Raw genomic sequence first — 24,068 nt, forward strand, 5'->3', positions numbered from 1 at the left:
AGTGAACGGTCGAACTACGGGCGTGGGGATCGCCCTAGAAGAATAGCTTGCTGGATCAGCGGATGACGCCGATCCGTTGTCGCATGTTGCGTGGTGGAGGCGGAACTTACTCAGAGCAGGTTCCGCGTGGCGATGGCCGTGATTCGTCGGCGTCACTCGGTCGCGATCGTTTCGAGATACCACGGTCGATCCCATCGCTCCTCTCCTCAATCGCGTCATTCGATCAAAAAGAGATGTGGTTTTCGCGAATCAACCGGACGGGTCATCTCGTCACGACCGTCGATTGATTGCCGCGACCGCATTGTAACGTCGTGACTGCGCTCGCCTTCGTTCGGAGTTTGGAATCCACGCCGTCTCCTCAACCTCGTCGCCATAACACCGTCATCCTCGGCCCAAGTTGACACTTGCAGAGAACTGAGGACGCAATCGGCGCGCCGAGACTTCCTTCATTTGAATCTTTTGAGTCAGACCGTGGATGAGGATTCGATGAAAATCAGCAGGTTGAGGAAGAGGTGGAGCCCCTTTCTCCAGTCGCTATCTCACGACCGCAGAGCACTGCCCGCTCGGTAGAGCAGCCGTTCGATCTCGTTGTTCTCCCGCTCTCCACGGACCGCATGCCAGTCCCGTTGGCGGGGAACCAGCGACTCGCACGCGGGCCACGGACGAAAGGGGCTGCCACCGAGAAGGCGAGCGATCTTGGAGCTGTCGAGCGTGACGTCGCCGGCGCGCGGTGGGATCGGCCCCGCGTCGGCCCGTGGGCATCCCTTGAGAAGATTTGGTTCAAAATTACCCACTCGGTTTACAATTTGACCAATCTGGTAGAGCGATAGTTTCCGGGGGCCTCCGAAGTGAAGGAGCCCCGCGTCGTCTCGAACCAGAAGACGCTCAAAGGCGAGGTTCATGTCATCGGTGTACGTCGGCGTTCGGACTTCGTCGAAGTAGAGGGTCGCCGGACGCGACTTGCGAAAGCGAGAGGCGATCCAGTCGATCGCTCCGGCGTGCCCGTTGAAGCTCGGCCCCATCGGAAGGGAAATGCGGAGCACGAGCGAACCCGGGCAGATCGTTCGCGCCAATTCCTCCGCGGCGACCATCGTCTTTCCATAGACGGTCACCGGGTCGGGGGGATCCTCCTCGGCGTGGCTCCCCTTCCCTGTCCCCGAATAGACCAAATCGCACGAGAGCTGTACCACTCGACTCTCGAATCGCCGGGCAAGCTCGAGGAGATGCCGCGTGCCGTCGACGTTGACGCGTTGAGCCATCGCGGGGTCGAGTTCGCAGGCCTTCAGCGCACAGCTCCCGGCAAAATGGAGAACTGAGCGAAAACGATAGCGTTCGAAGAGTTGGGTCAGTCCCGCGCGATCCTCAATGTCGATCGCCTCGATACCCGTGCCCGTCAACCGCCAGTTCGCCGCCCGGCGAATGCCCACCACCTGGCCGGGATGACGGTCGCGAAAATAGGGCAGCGCGTTGAACCCCGGAACTCCGGCCACTCCCGTGACCAGCAATGGAAGGTGACGATCGGAAAGGAGCCTCCTCGAACCGGCCATCGCCACGCCACCATTGGAATCCCGCCGATTCTCCTCGGAATCCATCCGAATCATCATCCCCCCGACATCGGGCTGGCCTCGGTGCCCGCCTCGCTGGAACTTTCCGAGTCGACCAAGCATCTCGCTATAATAGGGCGAATCGTGCCGAAGCTACTTGCCGAGTCTTCCCGGAAGTTTGGAGAAGGCGTTCGGACCGCCCCTCGTCGCATTCGAAGGTACCCCCGTTTGACGACCACGACCTCCCTCGATGACCTTTGCGATCAACTCGCCCGGCGAGCGAACGAACTCGATCTCTCGGGGCATTGGCCGAGCGAGCAGCTCGCGCTTTTGGGCGAGCATGGTGTCTACCGTTGGTTCGTGTCCAGCGAGGACGGCGGGGTCGGATCGGATGACGCTTCCATTCTGGATGGCTACGTTCGGCTGGCGTCGGCGTGTCTGACGACGGCGTTTGTTCTGACGCAGCGTTCCACCGCCTGCGGGCTGATCGCCAACTCGGAGAATGAGAGCCTTCGGCGTGAGCTCCTTCCCGGTTTGGCCGACGGAAGCCTCTTCGCGACCGTCGGTTTCTCTCACCTGACGACCAGTCGGCAACATGTTCGCGAACCGGTCCTTCGCGCCGAAGCGACTTCCGGAGGCTACCGCATCAACGGCTACGCCCCCTGGGTTACCGGAGCATCAAACGCTGATGTCATCGTCACCGGGGCGACCCTGCCCAACGGCGAACAGTTCCTCGCGGCAATTCCAGGAAACGCCCCTGGGGTGGAAGCGGCGACCTTCGAGAAACTCGTGGCCCTTTCCGCAAGCAAGACCGGCCGCGTCGACTACCACGACGTTGACGTCACTGCCGATCAGATCGTCGCCGGGCCCATCGAGCAGGTGATGACCCATCGCAAGAAGGGAGGCACCGGCGGACTCTTCACCTCGGCGCTCGCCATTGGTCTGGCGCGGGCGGCGACGAACTTCCTTCGCGCCGAATCGAGCCATCGTGCGGAACTCGAGGCGGCGGCCCGAGCATTCGCCACCGACGTCGAAGACCTGCGGTCGGAACTTCTCGACATCGCCCAAGGAAGGGCCAACAACGCCGAATCGCTACGGGCTCGTTCCAACACCCTGGCGCTCAACGCCGCGCACGCCTCGCTCTCGGCGGCGAAGGGAACGGGGTTCGTCGCCGGTCACGCCACGGGGCGTTGGTGCCGCGAAGCCCTGTTCTTTCTGGTGTGGAGTTGCCCCAAACCGGTCGCCGAGGCCAATCTCTGCGAGCTCGCCCGGTTGGGCGACCGCTAGTAGCCCGTTGATCTATTCGATGCCGGTGACGAACGGCCCCTCTTGACCAATCTCGGCGTCAAGGAAACTCGACGAATCGACAGACTCGCCTCCGTTTCTTCTCCTTGATCTTGGCCAACATGGTTCGTTCTCCCCTTGGCCCGCTCAAATCAACAGACCGCTAGTGTCCGGATGGGCAAGTTCGTTCATGGAATCTCGGCCCTGAGATCGTGGGGAGGATTGCCGAATCACAGGCGTTTCCCGACTGCCCACGGCGAGCGTGGGCATGGCACCCAAGAGTCTCTTAGTCAATGAATGAAACAATCAGGACACTAGGCTTCGTCTCAAGAGTTGATCGTCGGCCCGAGGCACAGCGAGTTGGTGGGGGACGAGGAGGTCGAAACAGGCGAATCCGTTGGATTCGTCGATGCAGACCGACAAAGCCCCGCGGCAACGTAGCCAGCCGAAGCCAGAGCCGACTCTTGAGACGGAGCCTAGGCTTCGGCGACGCGTTCGGTTCCTCCTGACTCCCATCATCGACATCGTCGGAACGCTCTCTTAGAATGAACGCCGCCCATCGAGAGCCGCGGCAATTCATTCATGGGGATCGGCATGAGCGCACGAGTCTTCGTCGGGACCGCCAAGGGCGCATTCCTGCTCACTTCGGATCACTCCCGGCAGGATTGGACGATCGAAGGCCCCCTCTTTCCCGGTTGGAAGGTGACTTCGGCCACGCGCACGCCGAGAGGAACGTTCCTCGCGGGGACGGGGAGCTTCGTCTATGGCGCGACCCTTCACCAGAGTGACGACCTGAAGAACTGGAAGCAGATCGAAGGAGGTCCGTCCTACTCGAAGGAGTCCGGCCGCGCGATCAAGGAGATTTGGACCATCGATGCGACGGAAGAGCGCACACTCGTCGGTGTCGACGAGGCCGGTCTTTTTTTGGGCGACGCCGAAGCCAAGTCGTGGAAACCGCTCGGCGGCCTCAACGACCATCCGACGCGCGAAGCGTGGCAACCAGGATTCGGCGGCCTATGCGCTCACAGCATTGTTAGAGACCCCAACAACACCGAACGCCTCTGGTGTGGCATCTCCGCGGTCGGCGTCTTTCGGTCCGATGACGGCGGCGAGTCCTGGCGACCCAAGAACGTCGGAATCCCGGTGATCCTCGAGGACAAAGTCCACAAGGAGGTCGGCTTCTGCGTTCACGGGCTCGCGATCGATCCCGACGACGGCAACATGCTCTATCGTCAAGACCACCTGGGCATGTTCCGTTCCCGCGACGCGGGCGATACCTGGGAACGCAACGAGGAGGGGCTTCCCTCCGGATTCGGCTTCCCCATCGCGTTGGATCGGACGACGCGGCATCTCTTCGCGGTTCCGCTCAAGAGTGACGAGTACCGCTTTCCGGCCGACGGCCACTTTCGGGTTTACCGAAGCCGCGACCGTGGCGATACCTGGGAACCGCTGGCCAACGGGTTGCCGTCGGAGCATTGCTACGCGGGTGTCCTGCGTGGCGCTCTGGCGGTCGACCATCTGGATCCATGCGGCGTCTATGTCGGAACCACGTCCGGTTCGGTTCACCTCAGCGGCGATGGCGGTGACTCCTGGCGGACACTCCCCTGCACTCTTCCCCGTATTCTTTGCGTCGAAGCGTTCGCGGACTGACGAACATGCCCACGGTCACCTTTGAACTGCCTAGTCTCTTGAGCATCGCCATCGGCGAGGAGTCGGAGGTTCCCGTCGAAGCGGAGACGCTCGCGGAGGCCTTCGAGGTGCTGGTCACGCGGCGCCCGACTCTGCAAATCCATCTCTTCGACGAGTCGGGGGACTTGCGTCCGCACATTCTCTGCCTGCACAATGATCAAAACGTTCGGTGGCTCACCGGTCTTGACGTGCCGGTGGCACCGGGCGACGTCATCACGATTCACCAGGCCGTCTCGGGCGGATGAGCGTTCCGGGCGCGACTCGCGTCTCGAGCAACATCGACCCGACGAGCGAAACGAGCGGATGCCCACGCGCCCCCCGACCCTCGAGGCGCCAAACAATGGGGTCGGAAGAAGGTTTCGATCGATGAGCGAGTTCCACGAAGTTCCCGTCTTCGAGAATCTCTCACGCGACCAGATCGCGGAGATGACGTCGTGGCTGACGCGGCAACGCTACAAGCCCGGCGAGACACTGATCGTCGAAGGAGGAGCGCCCGACGGATTCCACATCCTCCTGGAGGGGCGCGTCGAAGTACTGCAGACGATCATGGAGAGCGGCCGACGCGTCGCGGTGCTCGAGCCCCCCGCCGTGGTCGGGGAGATCGGGCTCATCACGCATCATCCCCGTTCCGCGACGGTGATGGCGATCGAGGAGACGCTCAGCGGATTCCTCGCGCGGGAGACCTACGAGCGGAAGATCGCCGAGGACAACATCGTCGCCCTGCGCATTGGCTACAACCTCGGCCGGATCGGCTGCGATCGCTACAGCCAAGCGGTGCGTGAGATGCGCGAGTTCGTCGAAGGCGAGATGCGCAAAGTGAAGTACGCGATCGCCCGAGCCTACTGGCCAGGCTGACGATGTCCCCGCACGCCACGCGGAGGTCGCGGTCGGGCCCTCGACGGCCTCCGATCGAGGCTCGCTTGAAATTGATCTTGTACGATCCCGCCGATTGCTCTATGAGCCGCCTCGAAATCATACTTCTTTGAATTGACCAATCGTCGGGGGATGTCCGCCCCTAATCGGAGCGGACGTCGATTGGGGAGCGCTCCATGGCGCGAATGTTGGCGGCTTGCATCATCGCTGGAGTATGCCTCCAGGGGACAGGCTGCGCCCTTTACAAATCGGCTTTTCGCAATATTTGTCACGAACACAAGCGCAAGTCCGATGAGTACTTCGCCAAACGCCGCGATCGCGCGGTGGCGAAGAAGGTCTGGGCGGAGATTCGCGACTCGTCACCTGACTGCACCTACTCGGTGGACTACGCCGACGGGTTCAAGGAAGGCTTCGTCGATTTCGTACGCTACGGATCTCCGGACGTTCCTCGTCCGTTGCCACCACGAAAGTACTGGCGAAATCGCTACCAAACGCCGCAGGGCCTCCAAGCGATGGAGGACTGGTTCGCCGGCTTTGACCACGGCATGGCAGCGGCGCACGACGGCGGCTATCGCTCCTTCGTCGTGATCCCCACCCAGGTGCCCGAACTTGGACGGGTCGCCGATCAGTACCGCGTCAGCGTTCCGCCCGCGCCGGGATCGGCCGACAACCCCGTGCCCCCGGACGACTTGCCGGAGGAGCAAGTGTTGCCGCTGGAAGGGGTCGACGAACTCCTCGAGGAATCGACACCCGGACCAAGCGGCGCGACGTTCGTTCTCCCCAACAGGTCCGAGTCGGCACCGGCCATCAGCGAACTTGCCAAACCGACGCCACCAACGGATAGCGCGAGTGGCTTCCTGGACAACGCGAAAGTGTTGCCCTCGATGTCGATTCGGAATTCCGTCGAGCCGAAGAACGAGGAAGGGGCCCCGTGAGTCCTCGCCACCACGATCACCCTGTCGCGACCGCGCCGTCCGCGCTCACCACGCCGACCAACACCCGTCGTCGCGCTCGCCAGCACTTGCTTCGTTGGACCGTCGGTCTCGTGCTGGGAACCATGCAATTGATGGTCGCCGGCTGTGCCGCGCTGACCAACCCCGTCGCCGATGGCGTTCCCGTCCATCGCGTCCCCGACGAGCTTCTGGGCGAATCGAAGAACGACCGCGAAACAATCCCGCTCACGTGGCTTCGTCGAGAACCGACCGACAAGTTCCTCCTCGCTCCGGGCGACACGATCGGCGTCTGGGTCGAGGGCGTGCTCGGCGACCGAAACGCCAACCCACCGATCTACATCCCGGGACGGTTCTCCTTCACGGGACGCAACGAGCCGCCGGCGGTGGGATTCCCCTTCCTCGTCCGCGAGGATGGGACCATCTCCTTGCCGCTGATCGATCCGATCGACGTTCGCGGGATGACCCTTCGCCAGGCCGAGGACGCGATTCGCAACGCCTACACCGTCGACAACAAGATCTTGTTGCCCGGGCGTGAGCGGATCATCGTCTCGCTCATGCTGCCCCGAACTCACCGCGTTTGGGTCATTCGGCAGGAGACCGGTGGCTTCACCGTCGGCACCGAAGGCACCGTCGCGGTCTCCAATAAGTTCGCCTCGGGCCACGTGATCGACTTGCCCGCCTACGACAACGACGTCCTGACCGCCGTCGGCCAATCGGGCGGTCTGCCGGGTCTCGACGCGTTCAACGAGATCGTCGTCTTCAAGGGTGTCTTGAACAAAGGCGGCAACGGCAAGGCGATCATGCACGAACTGGAGCAACTTCCGCCTGGGGGTTGCGACTACTGGGCCGAGCAGATGGGCGTTCGCATCATTCGCATTCCACTGCGGATGGTGCCGGGGACGCCGCCCCCCTTCTCGCCGGAGGACGTGATTCTCGAAACCGGGGACGTCGTCTTCATCGAGGCTCGCAACGAGGAGGGAGTCTTCTACACCGGCGGACTCTTGCCGCCGGGGCAATACTCGTTGCCGCGTGACTTCGACCTCGACGTCATCCAGGCCGTCTCGTTCGTCAACGGACCACTCGTCAACGGCGGCTTCAATGTCGACAATCTCAATGGAGCCTTGATCGCGCCGCGCATCGGCGGCCCCTCGCCGAGTCTCTTGGTGATTCTCCGCAAGACCGAGGGAGGAGCACACATCCCGATTCGCGTCGACCTCAACCGAGCGATGCGCGATCCACGCGAGCGAATCCTGATCCAGCCCGATGACGTGCTGATCTTGCAGGAAACGATCGGAGAAGCGGTCGCCCGCTACGTGACCCAGACCGTCTTCCTCGACTTCCTCGGCTTCTTCGTCAATCGCCAGGACGCCCAGGGCACGGTCAACGTCTCGACCCCGTAATCAACAGGACGCCGCTCGCTCAGGTGGCGGCGCCGTCGTCCTCGAGGTTGCCGGCCTGTCGCTGAGCCTCGATCTCCGCCTTGACCTCGTCGATGTAGTCCGCGGTGAGCATGGCATCAATCTCGTTGCTCGAAGGTAGCGCGTGGTCGCGTTGGGCCGTGGCCTGCGTTCGAAGGAACGAAACGTAAGCGTCGGGGGTAAAGGAATAGCCCTCCTCGGCGGCGAGACGAGCGATTTGATTCGGCAAGTCCTCGGCATCAGGGGGGATCGAGTCATATCGCGAACGCAGTCCGTCCTCTTCCCGAACCCTTCGCAAGAACGCCGCGACCTGATCGATCGACATGTGCCTCCTCCTTCCAACTACGTATCCATTGGTCATCCTGGTCGAGTATCGACAACAACTCCTCATACGAAATCGCGATGGTTCGTTGCCAACACGCTGTTTCAATGGATAGATTAAGGACGAAGTGGGCGAACGTCCTGGTCGACAACGAGGCATTTGTCGACGGCCGCCACCACACCCACCCCATGCAAGGGCCGATCGAGTGAGCCTGATCACGATAGTCTTTTCGCTGTTGGCGTTTGCCGTCGCCCTGGTCATTCTTGGCATCGCGGCCCTCCCCGCGATCGGGGTGGCGTTGGCGGTCGGCCCCCTTTGCCGGGCTTGGCTGGGAGAGGTGGAATTGTCGCCGCGACGGTTCGATCAACTGGAAGAAGTGATTCTCAACTACAGCTTGGGGGCCTTCGTCCTCTTCATCGCCTTCCTGATGGGGCAGATGGGGTTCTGGGCGATGCTCTTTTTGGTGCTGGGAGCGGTCCTCGCCGGCGCCTTGGGTGCGACCGCTCGCGACGAGAAGCGGCTCGCCGCGAAGCCTTCACCGGCTAGCCCTTCTCTCTCCGACGGCACCAACTCGGCCAATTGACGACGAATCGACCGTCATTTCTTGGCGATGTCCAGATCGAACGTGAAGTTGGTCGTCCCCTCGCCGACCTTGGCCCGCAACGGGCTCTTGGCACCATAGGGGGCGTAGCGCGGATCGGGCATCGCATTGTTCGCCTGGCGTTCGATCTGGACGCGATACTCGCCCTCGGGAACGGCCGACATTTCGAACTTGCCCTCGCGATCCGTCTGCCCCATGTGTCCTGCCTCGGTCCCCTCGAGACTCACGAACATGACGTGGGCGTTGTCGAGTGGCTTTCCCTGCACCGTGACCAATCCGGCAACGGGGTACGGCTTGGCGGCGGAAGCCACCTCCGAACCGCAACCGATCAATTGGCTGGTGGCAAGGCACACCAACGCCAGCGAAACACGTCGACCGACTCTCATCGTTTCCAATTGAACCTCCTCATGGACGACCGTCGTTGGAATCTGATGCCGCAAGTGATCAGGAAACTTCGAAGATGCGTTCGCGACCCTTCGAAGGCCAACGAGCGCCTGCCAAACCGTTCTGGCTACCATGCCCTGCTCACGCTCACTTGGGCAGGTAGAGTGTGACTCACGCCGCGGCGGGGACATGGCCCCCAAGAGTTCTTGAGCAGAGGATGAACCCGCTAAAAACGACTAGTGTATCGTCAAACGTCCAACTTCGGGTTGCCGGTGACGTTGCTTGTTCTCACTGGCTGCCAAGGGGTTAGGGTTGCACGAACACCAACTTCAAGTTGGAATAGAGCCGTAGTGTCCTGATTGGCAAGTTCGTTTCACGAAAACCCGTTCCCCACTCGTGCGGGAAGGTGCTGAGTCAGAGGCGTTACCCGCATGCCCACGACGAGCGTGGGTATGGCACCCAAGATTCGATTGGTCAAGAAGTGAACCGATCAGCCCACTAGTACCCCTCGACGATTTCATTGCCTTGAGGCGTGTTGATCCCTTGCCAGCCATCGCCATCGATACTGTCGCTGATGAATCGCACCGAGCCGTCAAGAAAGACACCGTTGACGCCGCCGGGGTGATAGCTCCCCACCGTGCCATAGTTCGACTGACTCGACGCGGTGTTGTACGTGATGTACGGGCTGTTGGGCGTCGCTCGCTTGTGCGTGGAGTAGCCGACGTTCCCGTAGTTGGGCCGGGGATCGAACCAACTGCGACCGCGGGTGTTCCTGTGGGCTACCGGGACGACGTAGTCCAGTCCCTTGGCGAATTCCGAGAAGGCCATCGTCTTGCTGATGCCGTCGACGACGTTGCGGAGTTTCATCTGCGAGTCCCACGTCGTTCCCGCCGTCGTCGCCGACTGGAGCCCCCAGCGCGACGCGAACGGACCATTGCTCGAACTGTTGCCGTGTCGCCCACAGAGGCCGTAGCTATGACTCGAGGACGAAGCCGGATAGTTGTGAGCTCCGTAGGTACCATCCGCGATCTGCAGGGCACTGGGACAGGTGAAGGCCGCGAAGGTCGCCTTGCGAACGGTCGTGTTGCTCGCGTGCTGCGGACCGTGGGTGAAATTGATCTGATCGTAGAGAATGGTCTGATCAATATAGGGCAGCAACATCGTGTGAACGGTGTGCGCGTATTCTCCATTGTCGGTTTCGCAGCAGCAGTCATCGCCGGACACGTGATTGACGCCGCGGGGAATCACGCCGTTGGTCGCGTCGAGATAGTTGGCCAACGCGACGCCGATCTGCTTGAGGTTGCTCGTGCATTGGGCCCGCCGGGCGGCTTCGCGAGCTTGCTGGATCGCGGGAAGAAGCAACCCAACCAAGACCCCGATGATTGCGATCACCACGAGTAGTTCGATGAGCGTAAACGCACGCGATCGTCTCGTACCAAGCGTCATCTTCACCTCCAAGTCACGCAATGACATGATTCAACGACATGCGATATGACGATGTCGTAATTTGCAACCCATTGAGATGATCAATACCCCTCGACGATTTCATTGCCTTGAGGCGTGCAGAGGGCCTGCCAACTCGACCCGTCGATCCCATTTCCGATGAACGTTACGGTTCCGTCCAGAAGCAGAGCGTTCACTCCCCCTGGGTGGGCACTGCCAACGGTTCCCCAGTTGATATCCGTGCTGTAAGTCGCCTCTGGGTTGTTGGGAGTCGATCTGTTGGACGAGGAGAAGCTGATGTTGCCATAGGCGAGGGTTGGGTCGAACCAACTCCCACCCATGCGGGATCGCGTCGAGCTGTATTTCGGCAGAATGTACTCCAGTCCCTTGGCGTACTCCGAGAACCCGATCGTCTTGCTCAAGCCATCGACGACATTCCGGAGCCGCATCTGGCCATCGACCACGCTTGGTGGTGACGCGCCGGCGTTGACAAGTCCCCAACGCGACGCGAAGACGCCGCTGCCGGTTCGCGAACCGTGGATACCACACAACCCGTAGGTGTGACTCGATCCGGCGGCCGGATAGTTATGTGGAGCGTAGCCGTTGACATCGATCACCATGGCGCTGGGACACATGAAGACGTCGACGTTCGTCGCCCGCGCCGTCGTGTTCTCCGCGCTCGAGGCGCGAACGTTGAAGTTGATCTGATCGTAGAGATTCTGCTGATCCATGTAGGGAAGCAACATCGAGTGAATCGTGTGGCCAACTTCGCCGTTGTCAGTGACGCAGCAACAGGAAGGCCCCGTCGAGTGATTCACCGCGCGAGGAATAACACCATTGGTCGAGTCGAGGTAGTTATGCAACGCCGTCCCGAGCTGCTTGAGATGACTGGCGCACTGGGCGCGGCGTGCCGCCTCTCGCGCTTGCTGGATCGCGGGAAGAAGTAGTCCGACTAAAACCCCGATGATCGCGATCACCACAAGCAACTCGATGAGCGTAAACGCACTTGGCCGCCTCTTGCGAAGCGTCATCTCCACCTCCTCGACAACAGTTGACGGTCCAAACAGACCATCGAATGAGTTGAACTCGGGCGCGAACGAACCTCGTGGCGAATCATCCCACGTTTAGTAGCCTTCGACGATCTCGCTTCCCTGAACGGAGCCGAGCGCCTGCCACGTGTTGCCCTCGATACCGTTGCCAACGAAACGAACCGTTCCATCCAAGAGGACGGCGTTGACGCCCCCGGTGTGGTAACTTCCCACCGCGCCGTGATTGCGAACTCCCCCCCAGTTCGGCTCCGGGTTGTTCGGCGTACTAATGGGGTGGGTCGTGAACCCGGTGTTGCCGTAGGCCGCGTTGCCGTCAAACCAACTGCGGCCCATTCTGTTGATTTGACCCGCCTCGACGATGTAGTCCAGTCCCTTGGCGACTTCGGAGAAGGCGATCGTCTTGCTCAGCCCGTCGGTGACGTTCCGCAGCCGCATTTGGGAATCGACCACCGTCGGTGGCGGGCCCTCCTTGATCAGCCCCCAGCGCGAGGCGAAGGCGCCACTGCCGGTTCGCGAGCCGTGGATACCGCAGACGCCGTAGCCGTGGCTGGAGGTCGCGGCGGGATAGTTGTGCTGCGCGTAATTGGTTTCCCTAATAACTAGGGCGCTGGGACACATGTATGCGGTGACGACGCTCCTTCTGACCGTCGTGTTGTTCGCGTGGTTGGTGCGGACATCGAAGTTGATCTGGTCGTAGAGATTCTGTCGATCAACGAAGGGCAAGAGCATCGAGTGAATCGTGTGTCCGACTTCGCCGTTGTCGGTGACACAGCAACAATTGGGACCGGTTGAGTGGTTGACGGCACGGGGAATGACGCCGGCGGTGGTGTCCAAGTAGTTGTGCAACGCCGTTCCAATCTGCTTGAGATTGTTGGCGCATTGGGCACGCCGAGCCGCTTCCCGGGCTTGCTGAATCGCGGGCAAGAGGAGCCCGACAAGCACGCCGATGATCGCGATGACGACCAACAACTCTACCAATGTAAAACCAAGCGAACGCTTCTTCCGAAATGCCATTCCCGCCTCCCAAACGCTAAACCTGCCGGTACCCCAAGCCCTAAGATCGGAGGCGGCGGGATTTCGAGAAACACCGGAAGAGTCAGTATCCCTCAACAATCTCCCCGCCCTGGGGTGTGCTAAGAGCTTGCCAATTCTCCCCGTCAATCCCGCTGCTAACGAATCGCACCGTTCCGTCCATGAAGACGCAGTTGACGCCGCCACCGTGGTAGCTTCCCACGGTCGCCATGTTGAGATCGGCCGCGTGATAGGCCGTCTCCGGGTTCAACGGCGTCGCCTTCAAGTGGGTGGAGAACCCGGTATTGCCGAAGGTCCCCCTCGGATCGAACCAGCTTCGTCCCATGTTCGGTCGATCGGACGTTCGAATGATGTACTCGAGTCCCTTGGCGAACTCCGAGAAGGCCATCGTCTTGCTCAAACCGTCGGCGATGTTTCGCAAACGCATCTGAGAATCCAACGTCACCGGCGGCGTCGACGCCTCGATGAGTCCCCACCGCGAAGCAAAGACGCCGTTGGTCGACCCGGATCCGTGCTTGCCGCAGACGCCGTAGCCGTGACTGGAGGTCGCGGCGGGGTAGTTGTGCTGCGCGTAGGTGCCATCCTCGATGACCAGGGCGCTGGGACACATCAGCGCGTTGATGGGCGTGACGCGAACGGTGGTGTTGCTCGCGTGCCGCGGCTCGTAGGCGAAGTTGATCTGGTCGTAGAGATTCTGCTGATCGAGAAAGGGAAGCAACATCGTGTGGATGGTGTGCGCGTACTCGTTGTTATCGGTCACGCAACAACAGGAGGGCCCAGTCGAATGATTGACCGCGCGAGGGATGACTCCGTTGGTCGCGTCGAGGTAGTTGTGAAGAGCGGTCCCGATCTGTTTGAGGTTGCTGGCGCACTGCGCTCGGCGGGCCGCTTCGCGGGCTTGCTGGATCGCCGGAAGCAGGAGTCCGACCAGGACACCGATGATCGCGATGACCACGAGCAACTCAACGAGTGTAAATGCAAGTCGCCGACGATACCGTTCGATCATTCCCTGAGGTCCCTTCCAGTAGAAATGTGTACTGGATGACGACAGCTAGGTTCGTGCCAGAATCGCTTCCCGGAAGCGATGTTCGACGCAACCCCTTGCGGTGGCCTCACTCACGTCAACGAGATTTCTCGTGTCATCACCGAGCGAGCGACCCCAGTGCCCGCTTGCTCGGCATCGCTGCCACCGTGTCCCGCACAACCCAACGACACCGAAGAGCGATCGCGGTCCCCTCACTCGCCTCGTGTGGTGGTCGACGATCCAGCGTTCGCTCTCTTCCACGTCAGGTCGTGACTTGCTCGGAGAGCCAATCCGCGCGAGTCGCAGGCGCGCGCGCACCCTCCGGCCATGGACTTATTTAGGATCCCTTATGATGTCTCGTGGCATCACGAAAACAAATAAAAGGGCCCTACGCCCTACGGCGGTCTCACGAGTTGTTCGCGATCATCTCCTCTTGAGTTGCAAGCAGAACGCGCGGCCAACGCTTCGTCCGCTTCCATCTTACCGACCCCCGCGAATCGAGCAGGTCGTCGAGAAAGTGCGGCCCGCGGTCACCCACGGAAATAGGTCGAGCGAGAACACTGCAACAGGAACACTCGACCCAAGTCTTATTACAGCCGCGCCATTCGTCGCTGTCAACAACTGCGCATCCGACAGCGACGATTTCTTACAAAATCAGCACCGGTGAAGCCTGATTGCCCCGGCTCGTCGGCGGTCCGCGCGGAGGCTGCGGAGCGATTTCCCCACGGCCCAGCAGTCCTAGTTGGTTCGCTCAATGCCAAGAGACCTCTTGGGTGCCGAGACCCACGCCCGTCGTGGGCATGCTCAAGAGACCCACGCCCGTCGTGGGATGAGGGAAACACCTCTGATTCAGCACGCACCCGCACGATTGGGGAACGAGATCTTACGTAAGGAACTCACCAATCGGGACACTCGAGCACTGTCGAGCGACTAACTTCGGGTTGCCGGTGGTGTCACTCATTTTCGCTGGCTGACAAGCAGCCAGTGGCATCCGAACATCAGGTGCTAACCGTACCCTAGCGTTTCTCTATCGCTCCGCGGGCAAACAGCGAACCAGCGTCATCAGCGCGAACGCCGTCCCGTAGGGTTGATGATAGTCGTAGAAGGGAAAGTCCCACCACGAGCCATCCTTCTCTTGCTTGTCGAGAAGGATCCGAGCCATGCGCCCCTGGTGAGTCGGCCGCTGATCGACCGGCAACTGCTCGATGCAGAGCGCTCCGTAGTAGTGCCCGTAGTAGTAGAAGTAGCCCGCGACCGCGAACCAGGACTCGTGCGGCACCGGGCGTTTGCGCCCCATGTCGAGCCAGAGATTGCGGTCGAAGAGCCGCTGCAACCAGGTGTCGAGCACCTCGTTGGTGATGCGTTGATCGCCCCAGAGTCGCAGCGCGAGGTTACAGGCCTGCGAACGACCGAGACTGCCGGCGGGTCGGTTGATGTCGTACATCGGCGACCACTTCATGTACTCGCCATAGAGATAGGAAAAGTCGGGTTTCTGCTGCCGTTTGATCGATGCGATGGCGCGTTGCACGACCGGCTTGGGAGCTTCGATCTCGAGTTCCTTCGCCTCGTCGAGCGCCACCAGGATCGTGGCGGTCATGAAGGAGGTCGAGCTGCTGGTGGGCCGTTGCGAGCCGACGTTGAAGTCGTAGTAGCCCCAACCACCATCGACCGACTCGTAACGCCCCAGGTAGGCGATCTGCTGCTTGATCCGGTCCTCGATCAGCTCCTGACGCTGCTCGTCGCCCCGATGGCGGTGGTGAAGTCGCACCAGGGCCTGGATCGAGTAGCCGTGCGTCCAGTTGTTGTAGATGGCGTCGGGGGTCGCTCGACGCACGCGCGGCAGGTACTCCAGGAGCCACGCTTCCGCTCGGTCGATCGCGTCGGAGACCCGCCGTGAGCCATCGTCACTCTCGATCAGCGCCGTGATCGCCATCGCCGTCACCGCCGCCGTGAAGGCGTGATGCGCCCCGGGGACGGGCGCGTAGATGTTGAGCCCTTTAGTGCGCCGCATTCCCCCCCAAGAGCCGTCCTTGTTTTGCGACTCCAGGAGATACTTGATGCCGCGCTCGATCCCCTTCTCGATCTCGGCGGTCGTCGCGAGCTTGCTGGTCGAGATGGCCGGCGTCTTTGTCCCGGTCCGCGCCTTGGCCGTTGGCTGAGTCTTCTCCTCGGCGAGCGAGGTCGCCGCCAGTCCGAGCGACAACGCGGCAACAGACGACCAGATCGCAGGACGCATCCTTCTCTCCCCTACTCTTGCTCGACCTCTCCGATGGTCTCCCGACCACGGTGCTGACACGTTCCGACGATCGCGTCAATCCTTCTCGTCGTCCTTCGGCTTTTCGAGGAGGATCTTCTCTCCCTTCTTAATGCCCTCGAGAATCGCGACCTTGCCCTTCGACTTCTTTCCGAGCACTACGTCGCGCTTCGTCGCCTCTCCCTCCTCGTCCACGACGTAGACGATCTCCCGCGATTCCTCGGACTCGTCGTCCTGAAAAACGGCGGTCTCGGGCACGAGGATCGACTCGGGGTTGTAAAAGGTGACGAACTCCAGCTCGCACGTCATCCCCGGCACGATCATGCCGTGGTTGGCCCGGAACGAGACGTCGATCGTGGCATCGTACTTGCCATTGGGCAACGGCAACGGCGTAACCGAAGCGATGCTCGCCTCGAGCTTTTCGTCGGGAAAGGCGGTTGGGACCGCGATGCCGTCGACGCCCTCCTTGATCCCCCAAAGATCCTTCTCGTCGATGCTTGCGCGGACGTTCATCGGACGGCGTTCGACAATCGTCATCAGCACCTGATTCGCCTTGACCATGCCACCGGGGCGAAGCTGTGACTCCAGCGTGCTACCGGTCGTCCATTTGCCCCGCACGCAACGGCCATAGTAGACGATGCCCGAAGCCGGGGCGGTCGCCGAGAGGATCTCGAGGTCGCCCTGAAGCTCGCTCAGGTGCTCGGAACTCTTCTTGTGTTCGTCCTTTAGTTTTTGCAGCGCCAATCGCCGTTGGGCGACCATGAGGGGAAGCCGATCCTTGATCGACTGGAGCTCCAACCGAGTCCGCGTCACCGAGTCACGAAGCATCTGGCTGCGCCGGGGCAGACTGACGTCGAGGAACTGGTCCCGGTTGAGCTCGGCACCGCGAAGACCGAACTCCGCCGTCGCGACCCGGTCGCGCTGCCGACGCAAGACGATCTCCTCGGTCTCCTCGGTCAAATCATCGGCGTTGTACATCTTTTCGAGCTGGCCGAGTTCCTCCTTCTCGTACTCCAGCGAGTCGCGCCAACGGCGGACGTTCATATGGGCCTGCTCCTGGGAATAGGGCCGATCGACGCTCAAGAAGCGTTCGAGGTCCTCGTCCCCTTCGCGGCGACGGCGCTCGGCGTATTCCAGATCCAGCGGCGTCGCCTTCTCGATGTACTCCAACTCGGCCTCGGCCGTCTCGATGCTGATGTCCGAGAGCTTCACGTCGAGCTGGAGATTGGCGATCGCCTTCTCGAGATCCTCAAGGTCGAACTTGATCAGCCGATCTCCCTTCTTCACCTCGGTGCCGGGTTCGACCGCCTCGGCGACCTTGAGCGTCTTCCACGCTTTCGGGTCGTAGCTCACCTCGGTCGCCTTCTCGGCCTCGAACATTCCGGAGATTTTCATTTCGATGCGTAGCGGACTCTCCTTGATCGTCAGCGTCTTCGGTTCCTTCTTCTCCTCTTTCTTATCGGACGACTTCGCCTCTTCCTTCTTCTCCGCGTCGCTCGAGTTCGTTTCCTCGTCGGCATTGTCGGTGGCCTTTTGGTCGCCCTTCCCCTTCGAGTTCTCCTTGTCGGGAACCTGCGCGGGAGCGTTGGAGACCGCTTTCTCCTTCTCGCCGGTCTCCTTCGGGGCCGACGACTTCGCATCGGCGTAGAGCGCGACCGTGAAGGCCATCATGACGAATAGACAAGATGCATAAGCCCAGGACCGTCCCATCCGTTCTTCCTCGCTGAATGTCTGATTGTTCCGCGCCGAGTCCCGTGGGTCGGATCGCCCGAGTCCATTGGGTCGGATCACGTCTCAACGGCTCGACGCTATCGGTCCACGCAACCAACGCCGGGGCGACTGACGCGATGACGTGGGTCTCTCCGCTCCCTCTCGCGGGACGCGGTTACCGGCGGGGAGGACCGCCAACCTCTCGCAGTTGATGATACATCCCCGCTCAAGGGAGGTTCAGGGGAATTCCTCCGAATCACGTCGCCCAACATCCCCACCTCGCAAGGGCAACCAACTGGTCGCGAGGTTCCATACAAAGACGGGCGCCGCGACGAACCCTCGCGGCCCCGGCTTCCTTGGGGAGGAAACAGAACGCGCATGGCCTTCGGGAAACTCGGCATCATCGGCCGCACCTACCGCCACGTCAGGCGGTATCGCCAGATACTCACCGTCTTCTTTAAGTACGGCTTCGGCGACTTGCTGGAACGCCTCCACCTCAATCCGATCAAGGATCTCGGCCGTAAGCTCTTGCCGCAGCAGGAGGGGGCCTACGAACTTCACTCCCGTGCCGAACGAATCCGCATGGCGATCGAGGAACTGGGTCCGACCTTCATCAAAATGGGTCAAATCCTCTCCACCCGCCCCGACCTCTTGCCCGTTGAGTTGCTCGAGCAGATGGAGAAGCTTCAAAGCGACGTCCCCGCCTTTCCCATGGAAGACGTCCGCGCCATCGTCGAGGAGGAACTCGACGCCCCTCTCGATACGATCTTTGACCGCTTCGACGAAACACCCCTCGCCGCCGCCTCGATCGCTCAAGTCCACCGCGCCCGACTCGCCGGGTCGCACGATGACGTCGTCGTGAAGATCCAACGCCCCAACGTCGACGAGATGATCGAAGTCGACCTCGAGATCCTCGCCCACCTGGCGGCGTTGATGGAGAAGTACGTCGAGGGCCTCGACGCGCAGCGCCCGACCAAGATCATTCAGGAACTCGCCGCCGGCATCGAGCAAGAACTCGACTTCGAGGTCGAATCGGCCCACATGGAGCGGTTCACGGCCCAGTTCGAGGACGACCCGACGATCCACGTGCCGAAGGTCTGCCGCAACCACTCCACCCAGCGAGTCTTGACGATGGAGTACATCGAGGGCGTTCGTCCCTCAAACCTCGAGGCTCTGCGAACCCAGGGTTACGACCTCAAGCGAATCGCCCATCAGGGGGCCGATCTCCTGATGCGACAGATCTTCGAGTTCGGCTTCTTCCACGGCGACCCGCATCCGGGCAATCTCTTCGTCATGCCCGGACACGTCCTGTGCTATCTCGATCTCGGGATGACCGGCAGGCTCAACCGCATGATGAAGGAACGCTTTGCCGACCTCGTGGTCGCCGTCGGCCGCCGCGATCCGGAGAAAACCGCCTCGGCCCTGGTGACGTTGGCCCCGCCCGACGAGGACGACGCGCTCGATCTCGACATGGAAGGCCTCGAGCGCGATGTCGCCGAGTTCCTCGATCGGCACTTTTACCGCCCCATCCGCGAGGTCCGCTTCGGAGCGATGATGCGCGAACTCTTTCTCATGGCGACCCGCTACCGCTTGCGCGTGCCGGCCAACATCTACATGATGCTCAAGGCCCTCGCCACCTGGGAAAGTCTCGCCCGCCAGCTCGACCCCGACTTCGACATCGCCCAGGAGACGCGTCCCTTCGTCGAGAAATTGCAGTGGGATCGGCTCCGCCCGGCACGCATCACCAACCAGCTCGTTGAGTCCGGCTTCGAGATGGCGGTCCTGCTCAAGGAGATCCCCGGGCAACTGCGCGAGATCATGCAACAAGCCAAGCGTGGGCGCATCAAGATCGAGTTCGAGCACCGCGGCCTGGAACCGATGCTCGAGAAAAACGACCAGATCAGCAACCGCCTCGCCTTCTCGATCGTCCTATCGGCGCTGGTGATCGGCTCGTCGCTGATGGTCCTCGCCAAAGTCCCTCCCCTTTGGAATGAGATCCCCCTCATCGGCCTCGGCGGCTTCCTCTTCGCCGGCATCATGGGCTTCTGGCTACTCATCTCGATCATCAAGCACCATCAGTTGTGAACGGCCTTCCCATACGGCGAGAGTCGACACGGACACTCGTCCACCGGGAAAGCCGTCCGCGTTAGCCCCTACCATCGTTCCCCCCTTGCATCCCTGGAGACCGACTGCTAGGCTTCGTCTCAAAAGTAGATCGTTGGCTCGAGGCTCAGCGAGTTGGTGCGGAACGAGAAGGGCGAAGCAGGCGACTCCGCTGGATTCGTCGATGCGGCCCGACAAAGTCCCGCGCCGACGTAGCCATCCGAAGCCAGAGCCGACTTTTGAGACGAAGCCTAATCTCCGGCGCTCAAGGGCCGTTTCCCACCAACCAATCAACAGGATGTTCGCCACCATGAGATCGATGCTCTCTTCCGTAGGCACTCTAGCGATCACGCTTTCCATCGGTTCCATCGGTCTTGCCGACGATGACCGCGGTCAACTGATCTTTCAGGACGACTTCGAACGTAACGAGTCCCAGGAAGAAAAGGACGAGGTCGGCAAAGGCTGGAAGACCAACAGCAAGAGCCGGGCGGCGGGCAACAAGCAGGTCGATCTGCGCGACGGGACGATGTTCGTCTACATCCACAAGGTCGCCGACCATGCCGTCTCGGTGAATCACCCCTTCGAGTTCACCGACGGAGCCATCGAGCTGCGTTTCAAGCTCGACGACAAGAAGGACAGTCTCGGCCTCAACTTCGCCGACCCGACCTTCAAGGACGTCCACGCCGGCCATCTTTTCGATGTCCGCATCACGCCCCGCTACGTCCTCCTCTCCGATCTGAAGACCGGCAAGATGATCCCCAAGATCCGAGACATGCGCCGAGCGAAGACCCTCCCGCCGGAACTGCAAAGCATGCTCAAGACCAAGGAACGACGGATTCCCAACACGCTCGAAACGGGCAAGTGGCACGACTTGCTCGTCACCGTCAAGGGAGACCAACTCACCGCCTCGATCGACGGCAAGAAGATCGGAAGTTTCTCCTCCGAAGGGATCGCCCACCCGACGAAGAAGCTCTTGCGTCTCTCCGTCCCGCGCAACGCCACTGTCGACGACGTGAAGATGTACCGGGGGTCGTGATCGTCATTCGTTCGCGCCGAATGTCATCACCCTCCGAACCTCGCCACCCTCCTTGCCGTAGGAGCAGACAAACCGCAAGATGCCACCAATGGCACTCGCTCAGTCAAGGAGGAGTCCGTGAGTACGGAGAAGTTCGAATCGACGTCGGAAGGATGGGACGCGATCGCTCAGAAGTTCGCGAAGGTCGCCGACGTACTCACCGCTCCCTATGCGGTGGAGACACTCGACGCCCTCAAGGTGACATCGGGCGAACGCCTGTTGGATCTCGCTTGCGGAACGGGCCCCCTCTCCTTCGCGGCGGCCAAGCAAGGCGCCGACGTCATGGCGGTCGATTGGTCGGCCGATATGATCGCCTACCTCGTCAACCAAGCCGAGACGAACGGACTCGACAACATCTCGGCGAAGGTCATGGACGGGCAAGCCCTCGAACTCCCCGACGAGTCCTTCGATGTCGCCTGTTCGGTCTTCGGCGTCTTTCTCTTTCCCGACTTTCGCAAGGGCCTGGCGGAGATGGTTCGGGTCGTGAAGCCGGGAGGCCGTGTCGGCGTGACGGTCTGGGGCGACTTCGAACAGATCGGCCACATGCGGCTCTGGAAGGAGGCGATTCTCGACCTCTATCCCGACGCCCCGGACCTACCCAAACCGGACGGGTGGAAAGCGATGCACGATGCGGACGGACTTGAGCGAGAGCTCCAGACCGCCGGCCTCACAAGCATCTCGATTCGCCCCCTAAGCCTGACGTGGACCGTCCCCAGCCCGACGTGGTTCTCCCAGAACATCGGGTCGTGCCCCCTCTACGATTCCTACTTCGAAGCCCTCGGCCCCGACGCCCGCGACCGCACCAGAGAGAGACTCTTCGCCCAGCTCGAAGAGCGCCATGGCGAAAGTTCCTTCGAACTCACCTCGCAGGCGCTAGTGGGGATGGGAAAGAAGGGATAGACTTCGTCAAGACCTGAGTTTCGGGTGCCTCTTGGGTGCCATGCTCACGCTCGTCGTGGGCATGCTCGAAAGTCCCACGCTCGTCGTGGGCATGCTCGAAAGACCCACGCTCGTCGTGGGCATGCGGGACCGCCTCACGCACGATTGGAGAACGAGGTTTCCTGGAACGAACTTGCCAATCGGGCCGTTAGGATACTTCCCCGAGGGCGTCGGCGAAGATCGCCAGGGCCTCGTCGAGATGATCGTGGGTCACGATTAGCGGCGGGATCCAGCGGATGACGTTGCCGTCGGCACTCGAGGTGAGCAGCAACAGCTTGTGATCGAGACAGTACTGCTGGATCCTCTTGGTGACGTCCGCCGCGGGACGCCCGGCATGGGTGAACTCGGTCGCAACCATCAGGCCCCAACCGCGAACGTCGCCGATGATCGGGAACTCGTGCTGCAGGCCGCGAAGCTTCGAGAGGAGATAGTCGCCCATCACGCGAGCGTTCTCGACCAGCTTCTCTTCCTGAATCGCCGTGAGGGTCGCGCGAGCGGCGGCGAGCACGACTGGATTGCCCCCACCGTAAGTCCCCCCGTGAGCCCCCTTCGGCCAGAAGTTCATCAGGTCCCGCGAAGCCGCGATCGCCGACATCGGCATCCCCGAGGCGATCCCTTTCGCCATCACGAGGATGTCGGGCGTTACTTCCGCGCGGGAGTGTGCCCAGAAACTCCCCGTCCGGCCGAAACCACTTTGGACCTCATCGGTGATCAGCAGGATGCCGTGATCGTCGCACCGCTGCCGAAGGCCTTCGAGAAAGGCCAGCGGCGTCGGCACATACCCCCCTTCTCCCAAGACGGGCTCGATCAGGACCGCGGCGGTCTCCGAAGGCGCGGTCTGCGTCTTGAGCATTCTGTCGAACTCATCCAGACAGAACGAAACGCTCCTCTCCTCGTCCCAGCCCCATTGGTAGGCGTTGGGAAAGGGCGCGAAAAAGACGCCGGCGGGTAGCGGTTGGTACCCCGCCCGATAGATGATCTTGCTGCTGGTCAGCGCCATCGTCATCGCGGTACGGCCGTGGAATCCTCCTTGAAAGGCGATGATGTTCGGTCGGTGTGTCGCCATCCGGGCCAGCTTGACCGCTCCCTCGACGGCTTCAGAACCGCTGTTGGAGAAGAAGAAGGTGTCGAGCTTGCCGGGCGTGACCTCGCTCAACTCCTCCGAGTAGCGAAGGGCTTGCTCGGTGATCATGCAGTTGAGCTGCCCAAAGAGCATCCGTTCGGCTTGCTCCTGGATCGCCTTGACGACGACGGGATGACAGTGCCCGGTGTTGGTGACGCCGATGCCACTGGTGAAGTCGAGGTAGCGCGAGCCGGTCTCGCCGTAGACGTAGGGGCCGCTTCCGCGAACGATCGTCTCGTTGCACAAGCGAGCCCACGTGGAGGAAAGGTGATTGTCGTTCATTGTGGTGATCATGACGTGACTCCCCATCGTGCGCGATCCATGTGTCGTGATGGAGACCGCGACGCGACGGGCAGTTGCGTACCAGCGTGACTGACGACATCGTGGAAGATGCTCGGTCGACGATCTCCCGACAACTGATACGAGCCCCAATCCGCTCACGCTGGAGAAAGTTCGTCGATCGCGGAAACTTGGACCAGAGGGGTCACCGGTCGGTCGTCTCCCGGGAGCATTCTCCCATGGGCAGGCCCGGACGCGATCGTTAAGATGTCGAGAATGGTCAACCAAGCGCGCCGTCGCCGCACGGCAAAGGAGAGGCGAATGCCATTTCAGCGAAGACCCTTTTGGTCGTACCTCAGCGGGACGCTGGCCGCGTTGCTGGTCGGGGGGTGCACGAACGTGTCACCAACGGTTGCCAAAAAGCCGGTACCGGAAAGCACCAGAGAACCGCTAGAAGAGGAAGGGGACAACGAGAAGATGCCGTTCAAAGAGACCGAGTCGGGCCTCAAGTATCGACTGCTCAAGGAGTCTGACGGGAAGAAGCCGACCGCCGAGGACAGCGTGACGGTGCATTATCGCGGCTGGCTCGATGACGGGACCGAGTTTGACAGTTCCTATAAGCGAAACGAGCCGACGTCGTTTCCTCTCAATCGCGTGATCAAGGGCTGGACCGAGGGTCTTCAGCTTGTCGGCGAAGGGGGCAAGATCGAGCTCGAGATTCCCCCCGATCTCGGATACGGCGCTCGCGGCGCCCCCGGAGCCATTCCTCCCAACGCGACCCTTCACTTCGAAGTCGAGTTGATCAAGGTTCAGTAGCGACCACGTGAGGCGATCCGAGCCTCCGCCGATCGCTCCCCCTTGTCCAAGGGGGGATGAAAGAGGCTTCTCAGATCCAGCTCGCCGCGTCGCCCGCGGGGACTCGCGACCTTCGGCGCATGCAAACGGCCTCCGCGAGGGCAATCCTCCCGG

The 24,068-nt window shown here is 61.5% G+C and carries 21 protein-coding genes; 11 read left to right on the top strand and 10 right to left on the bottom strand.

The window, feature by feature from the left end:
* Positions 1 to 539: 539 nt before the first annotated feature.
* The gene (locus tag Pan216_RS16515; protein WP_419192618.1) at positions 540 to 1,592 is read right to left on the bottom strand and encodes an SDR family oxidoreductase; all 1,053 of its coding nucleotides are present in this window, start codon (positions 1,590 to 1,592) and stop codon (positions 540 to 542) included.
* Positions 1,593 to 1,772: 180 nt separating this feature from the next.
* On the opposite strand from Pan216_RS16515, the gene Pan216_RS16520 reads away from it, so the two are divergent.
* From Pan216_RS16520 to Pan216_RS16545, 6 genes are all read left to right on the top strand, one after another.
* Positions 1,773 to 2,831 (top strand): acyl-CoA dehydrogenase family protein, encoded by a 1,059-nt coding sequence (locus Pan216_RS16520; RefSeq protein WP_419192619.1) that lies wholly within the window; start codon positions 1,773 to 1,775, stop codon positions 2,829 to 2,831.
* A gap of 591 nt (positions 2,832 to 3,422) precedes the next feature.
* A complete protein-coding gene (locus Pan216_RS16525) occupies positions 3,423 to 4,478 on the top strand; it encodes a WD40/YVTN/BNR-like repeat-containing protein (RefSeq protein ID WP_145259474.1) in 1,056 nt (351 codons plus the stop codon).
* A 5-nt stretch (positions 4,479 to 4,483) separates the two neighbouring features.
* Complete coding sequence (locus Pan216_RS16530; RefSeq protein ID WP_145259476.1) at positions 4,484 to 4,762, top strand: MoaD/ThiS family protein; 279 nt, start codon at positions 4,484 to 4,486, stop codon at positions 4,760 to 4,762.
* Positions 4,763 to 4,883: 121 nt separating this feature from the next.
* Positions 4,884 to 5,372: a cyclic nucleotide-binding domain-containing protein gene (locus tag Pan216_RS16535; protein ID WP_419192620.1), complete on the top strand. Its 489-nt coding sequence runs from the start codon at positions 4,884 to 4,886 to the stop codon at positions 5,370 to 5,372.
* Positions 5,373 to 5,566: 194 nt separating this feature from the next.
* The gene (locus Pan216_RS16540; protein ID WP_145259479.1) at positions 5,567 to 6,325 is read left to right on the top strand and encodes a hypothetical protein; all 759 of its coding nucleotides are present in this window, start codon (positions 5,567 to 5,569) and stop codon (positions 6,323 to 6,325) included.
* On the top strand, positions 6,322 to 7,743 hold the full coding sequence (locus tag Pan216_RS16545; protein ID WP_145259481.1) for a polysaccharide biosynthesis/export family protein: 1,422 nt from the start codon (positions 6,322 to 6,324) through the stop codon (positions 7,741 to 7,743). Before Pan216_RS16540 ends, Pan216_RS16545 begins: the two co-directional genes overlap by 4 nt.
* A gap of 19 nt (positions 7,744 to 7,762) precedes the next feature.
* Here Pan216_RS16545 and Pan216_RS28425 read toward each other — a convergent pair whose 3' ends face one another.
* A complete protein-coding gene (locus tag Pan216_RS28425) occupies positions 7,763 to 8,086 on the bottom strand; it encodes a Nif11-like leader peptide family natural product precursor (RefSeq protein ID WP_419192621.1) in 324 nt (107 codons plus the stop codon).
* 202 nt (positions 8,087 to 8,288) lie between these two features.
* Here Pan216_RS28425 and Pan216_RS16555 point away from each other — a divergent pair, with 202 nt between their 5' ends.
* Positions 8,289 to 8,666, top strand: coding sequence for a hypothetical protein (locus Pan216_RS16555; protein ID WP_419192622.1), 378 nt, complete (start codon positions 8,289 to 8,291; stop codon positions 8,664 to 8,666).
* Positions 8,667 to 8,680: 14 nt separating this feature from the next.
* Here the strand turns inward: Pan216_RS16555 and Pan216_RS16560 are convergent, their stop codons facing one another.
* The 7 genes from Pan216_RS16560 to Pan216_RS16590 form a co-directional block, all read right to left on the bottom strand.
* On the bottom strand, positions 8,681 to 9,079 hold the full coding sequence (locus Pan216_RS16560) for a carboxypeptidase-like regulatory domain-containing protein (protein ID WP_419192623.1): 399 nt from the start codon (positions 9,077 to 9,079) through the stop codon (positions 8,681 to 8,683).
* Between the two features lie 487 nt (positions 9,080 to 9,566).
* The gene (locus tag Pan216_RS16565) at positions 9,567 to 10,514 is read right to left on the bottom strand and encodes a DUF1559 domain-containing protein (protein ID WP_145259489.1); all 948 of its coding nucleotides are present in this window, start codon (positions 10,512 to 10,514) and stop codon (positions 9,567 to 9,569) included.
* A gap of 80 nt (positions 10,515 to 10,594) precedes the next feature.
* Positions 10,595 to 11,542 carry a DUF1559 domain-containing protein gene (locus Pan216_RS16570; RefSeq protein WP_145259491.1) on the bottom strand — a complete coding sequence of 316 codons (948 nt, stop codon included), beginning with the start codon at positions 11,540 to 11,542 and terminating at the stop codon, positions 10,595 to 10,597.
* A 93-nt stretch (positions 11,543 to 11,635) separates the two neighbouring features.
* Positions 11,636 to 12,574, bottom strand: a complete 939-nt coding sequence (locus tag Pan216_RS16575; RefSeq protein WP_145259493.1) for a DUF1559 domain-containing protein — start codon at positions 12,572 to 12,574, stop codon at positions 11,636 to 11,638.
* 82 nt (positions 12,575 to 12,656) lie between these two features.
* A complete protein-coding gene (locus tag Pan216_RS16580) occupies positions 12,657 to 13,598 on the bottom strand; it encodes a DUF1559 domain-containing protein (protein ID WP_145259495.1) in 942 nt (313 codons plus the stop codon).
* A 1,045-nt stretch (positions 13,599 to 14,643) separates the two neighbouring features.
* Entirely contained in the window at positions 14,644 to 15,852 is a 1,209-nt protein-coding gene (locus Pan216_RS16585; RefSeq protein ID WP_145259497.1) for a prenyltransferase/squalene oxidase repeat-containing protein, read from the bottom strand.
* A gap of 75 nt (positions 15,853 to 15,927) precedes the next feature.
* Complete coding sequence (locus tag Pan216_RS16590) at positions 15,928 to 17,580, bottom strand: efflux RND transporter periplasmic adaptor subunit (protein ID WP_145259499.1); 1,653 nt, start codon at positions 17,578 to 17,580, stop codon at positions 15,928 to 15,930.
* 378 nt (positions 17,581 to 17,958) lie between these two features.
* Between Pan216_RS16590 and Pan216_RS16595 the strand changes: the two genes are divergently transcribed.
* The 3 genes from Pan216_RS16595 (at position 17,959) to Pan216_RS16605 (ending at position 21,658) form a co-directional block, all read left to right on the top strand.
* Positions 17,959 to 19,665 (top strand): ABC1 kinase family protein, encoded by a 1,707-nt coding sequence (locus Pan216_RS16595; RefSeq protein WP_145259501.1) that lies wholly within the window; start codon positions 17,959 to 17,961, stop codon positions 19,663 to 19,665.
* 328 nt (positions 19,666 to 19,993) lie between these two features.
* Positions 19,994 to 20,719: a LamG domain-containing protein gene (locus tag Pan216_RS16600; RefSeq protein WP_419192624.1), complete on the top strand. Its 726-nt coding sequence runs from the start codon at positions 19,994 to 19,996 to the stop codon at positions 20,717 to 20,719.
* Between the two features lie 117 nt (positions 20,720 to 20,836).
* The gene (locus Pan216_RS16605) at positions 20,837 to 21,658 is read left to right on the top strand and encodes a class I SAM-dependent methyltransferase (RefSeq protein WP_419192625.1); all 822 of its coding nucleotides are present in this window, start codon (positions 20,837 to 20,839) and stop codon (positions 21,656 to 21,658) included.
* A gap of 187 nt (positions 21,659 to 21,845) precedes the next feature.
* On the opposite strand, the gene Pan216_RS16610 is transcribed toward Pan216_RS16605, so the two are convergent.
* Positions 21,846 to 23,114, bottom strand: coding sequence for an aspartate aminotransferase family protein (locus Pan216_RS16610; RefSeq protein WP_419192626.1), 1,269 nt, complete (start codon positions 23,112 to 23,114; stop codon positions 21,846 to 21,848).
* A gap of 306 nt (positions 23,115 to 23,420) precedes the next feature.
* Here Pan216_RS16610 and Pan216_RS16615 point away from each other — a divergent pair, with 306 nt between their 5' ends.
* The gene (locus Pan216_RS16615; protein WP_419192627.1) at positions 23,421 to 23,915 is read left to right on the top strand and encodes an FKBP-type peptidyl-prolyl cis-trans isomerase; all 495 of its coding nucleotides are present in this window, start codon (positions 23,421 to 23,423) and stop codon (positions 23,913 to 23,915) included.
* Positions 23,916 to 24,068: the final 153 nt, after the last annotated feature.

It is taken from the genome of Kolteria novifilia (genome assembly GCA_007748055.1).
Lineage (GTDB): Bacteria > Planctomycetota > Planctomycetia > Kolteriales > Kolteriaceae > Kolteria > Kolteria novifilia.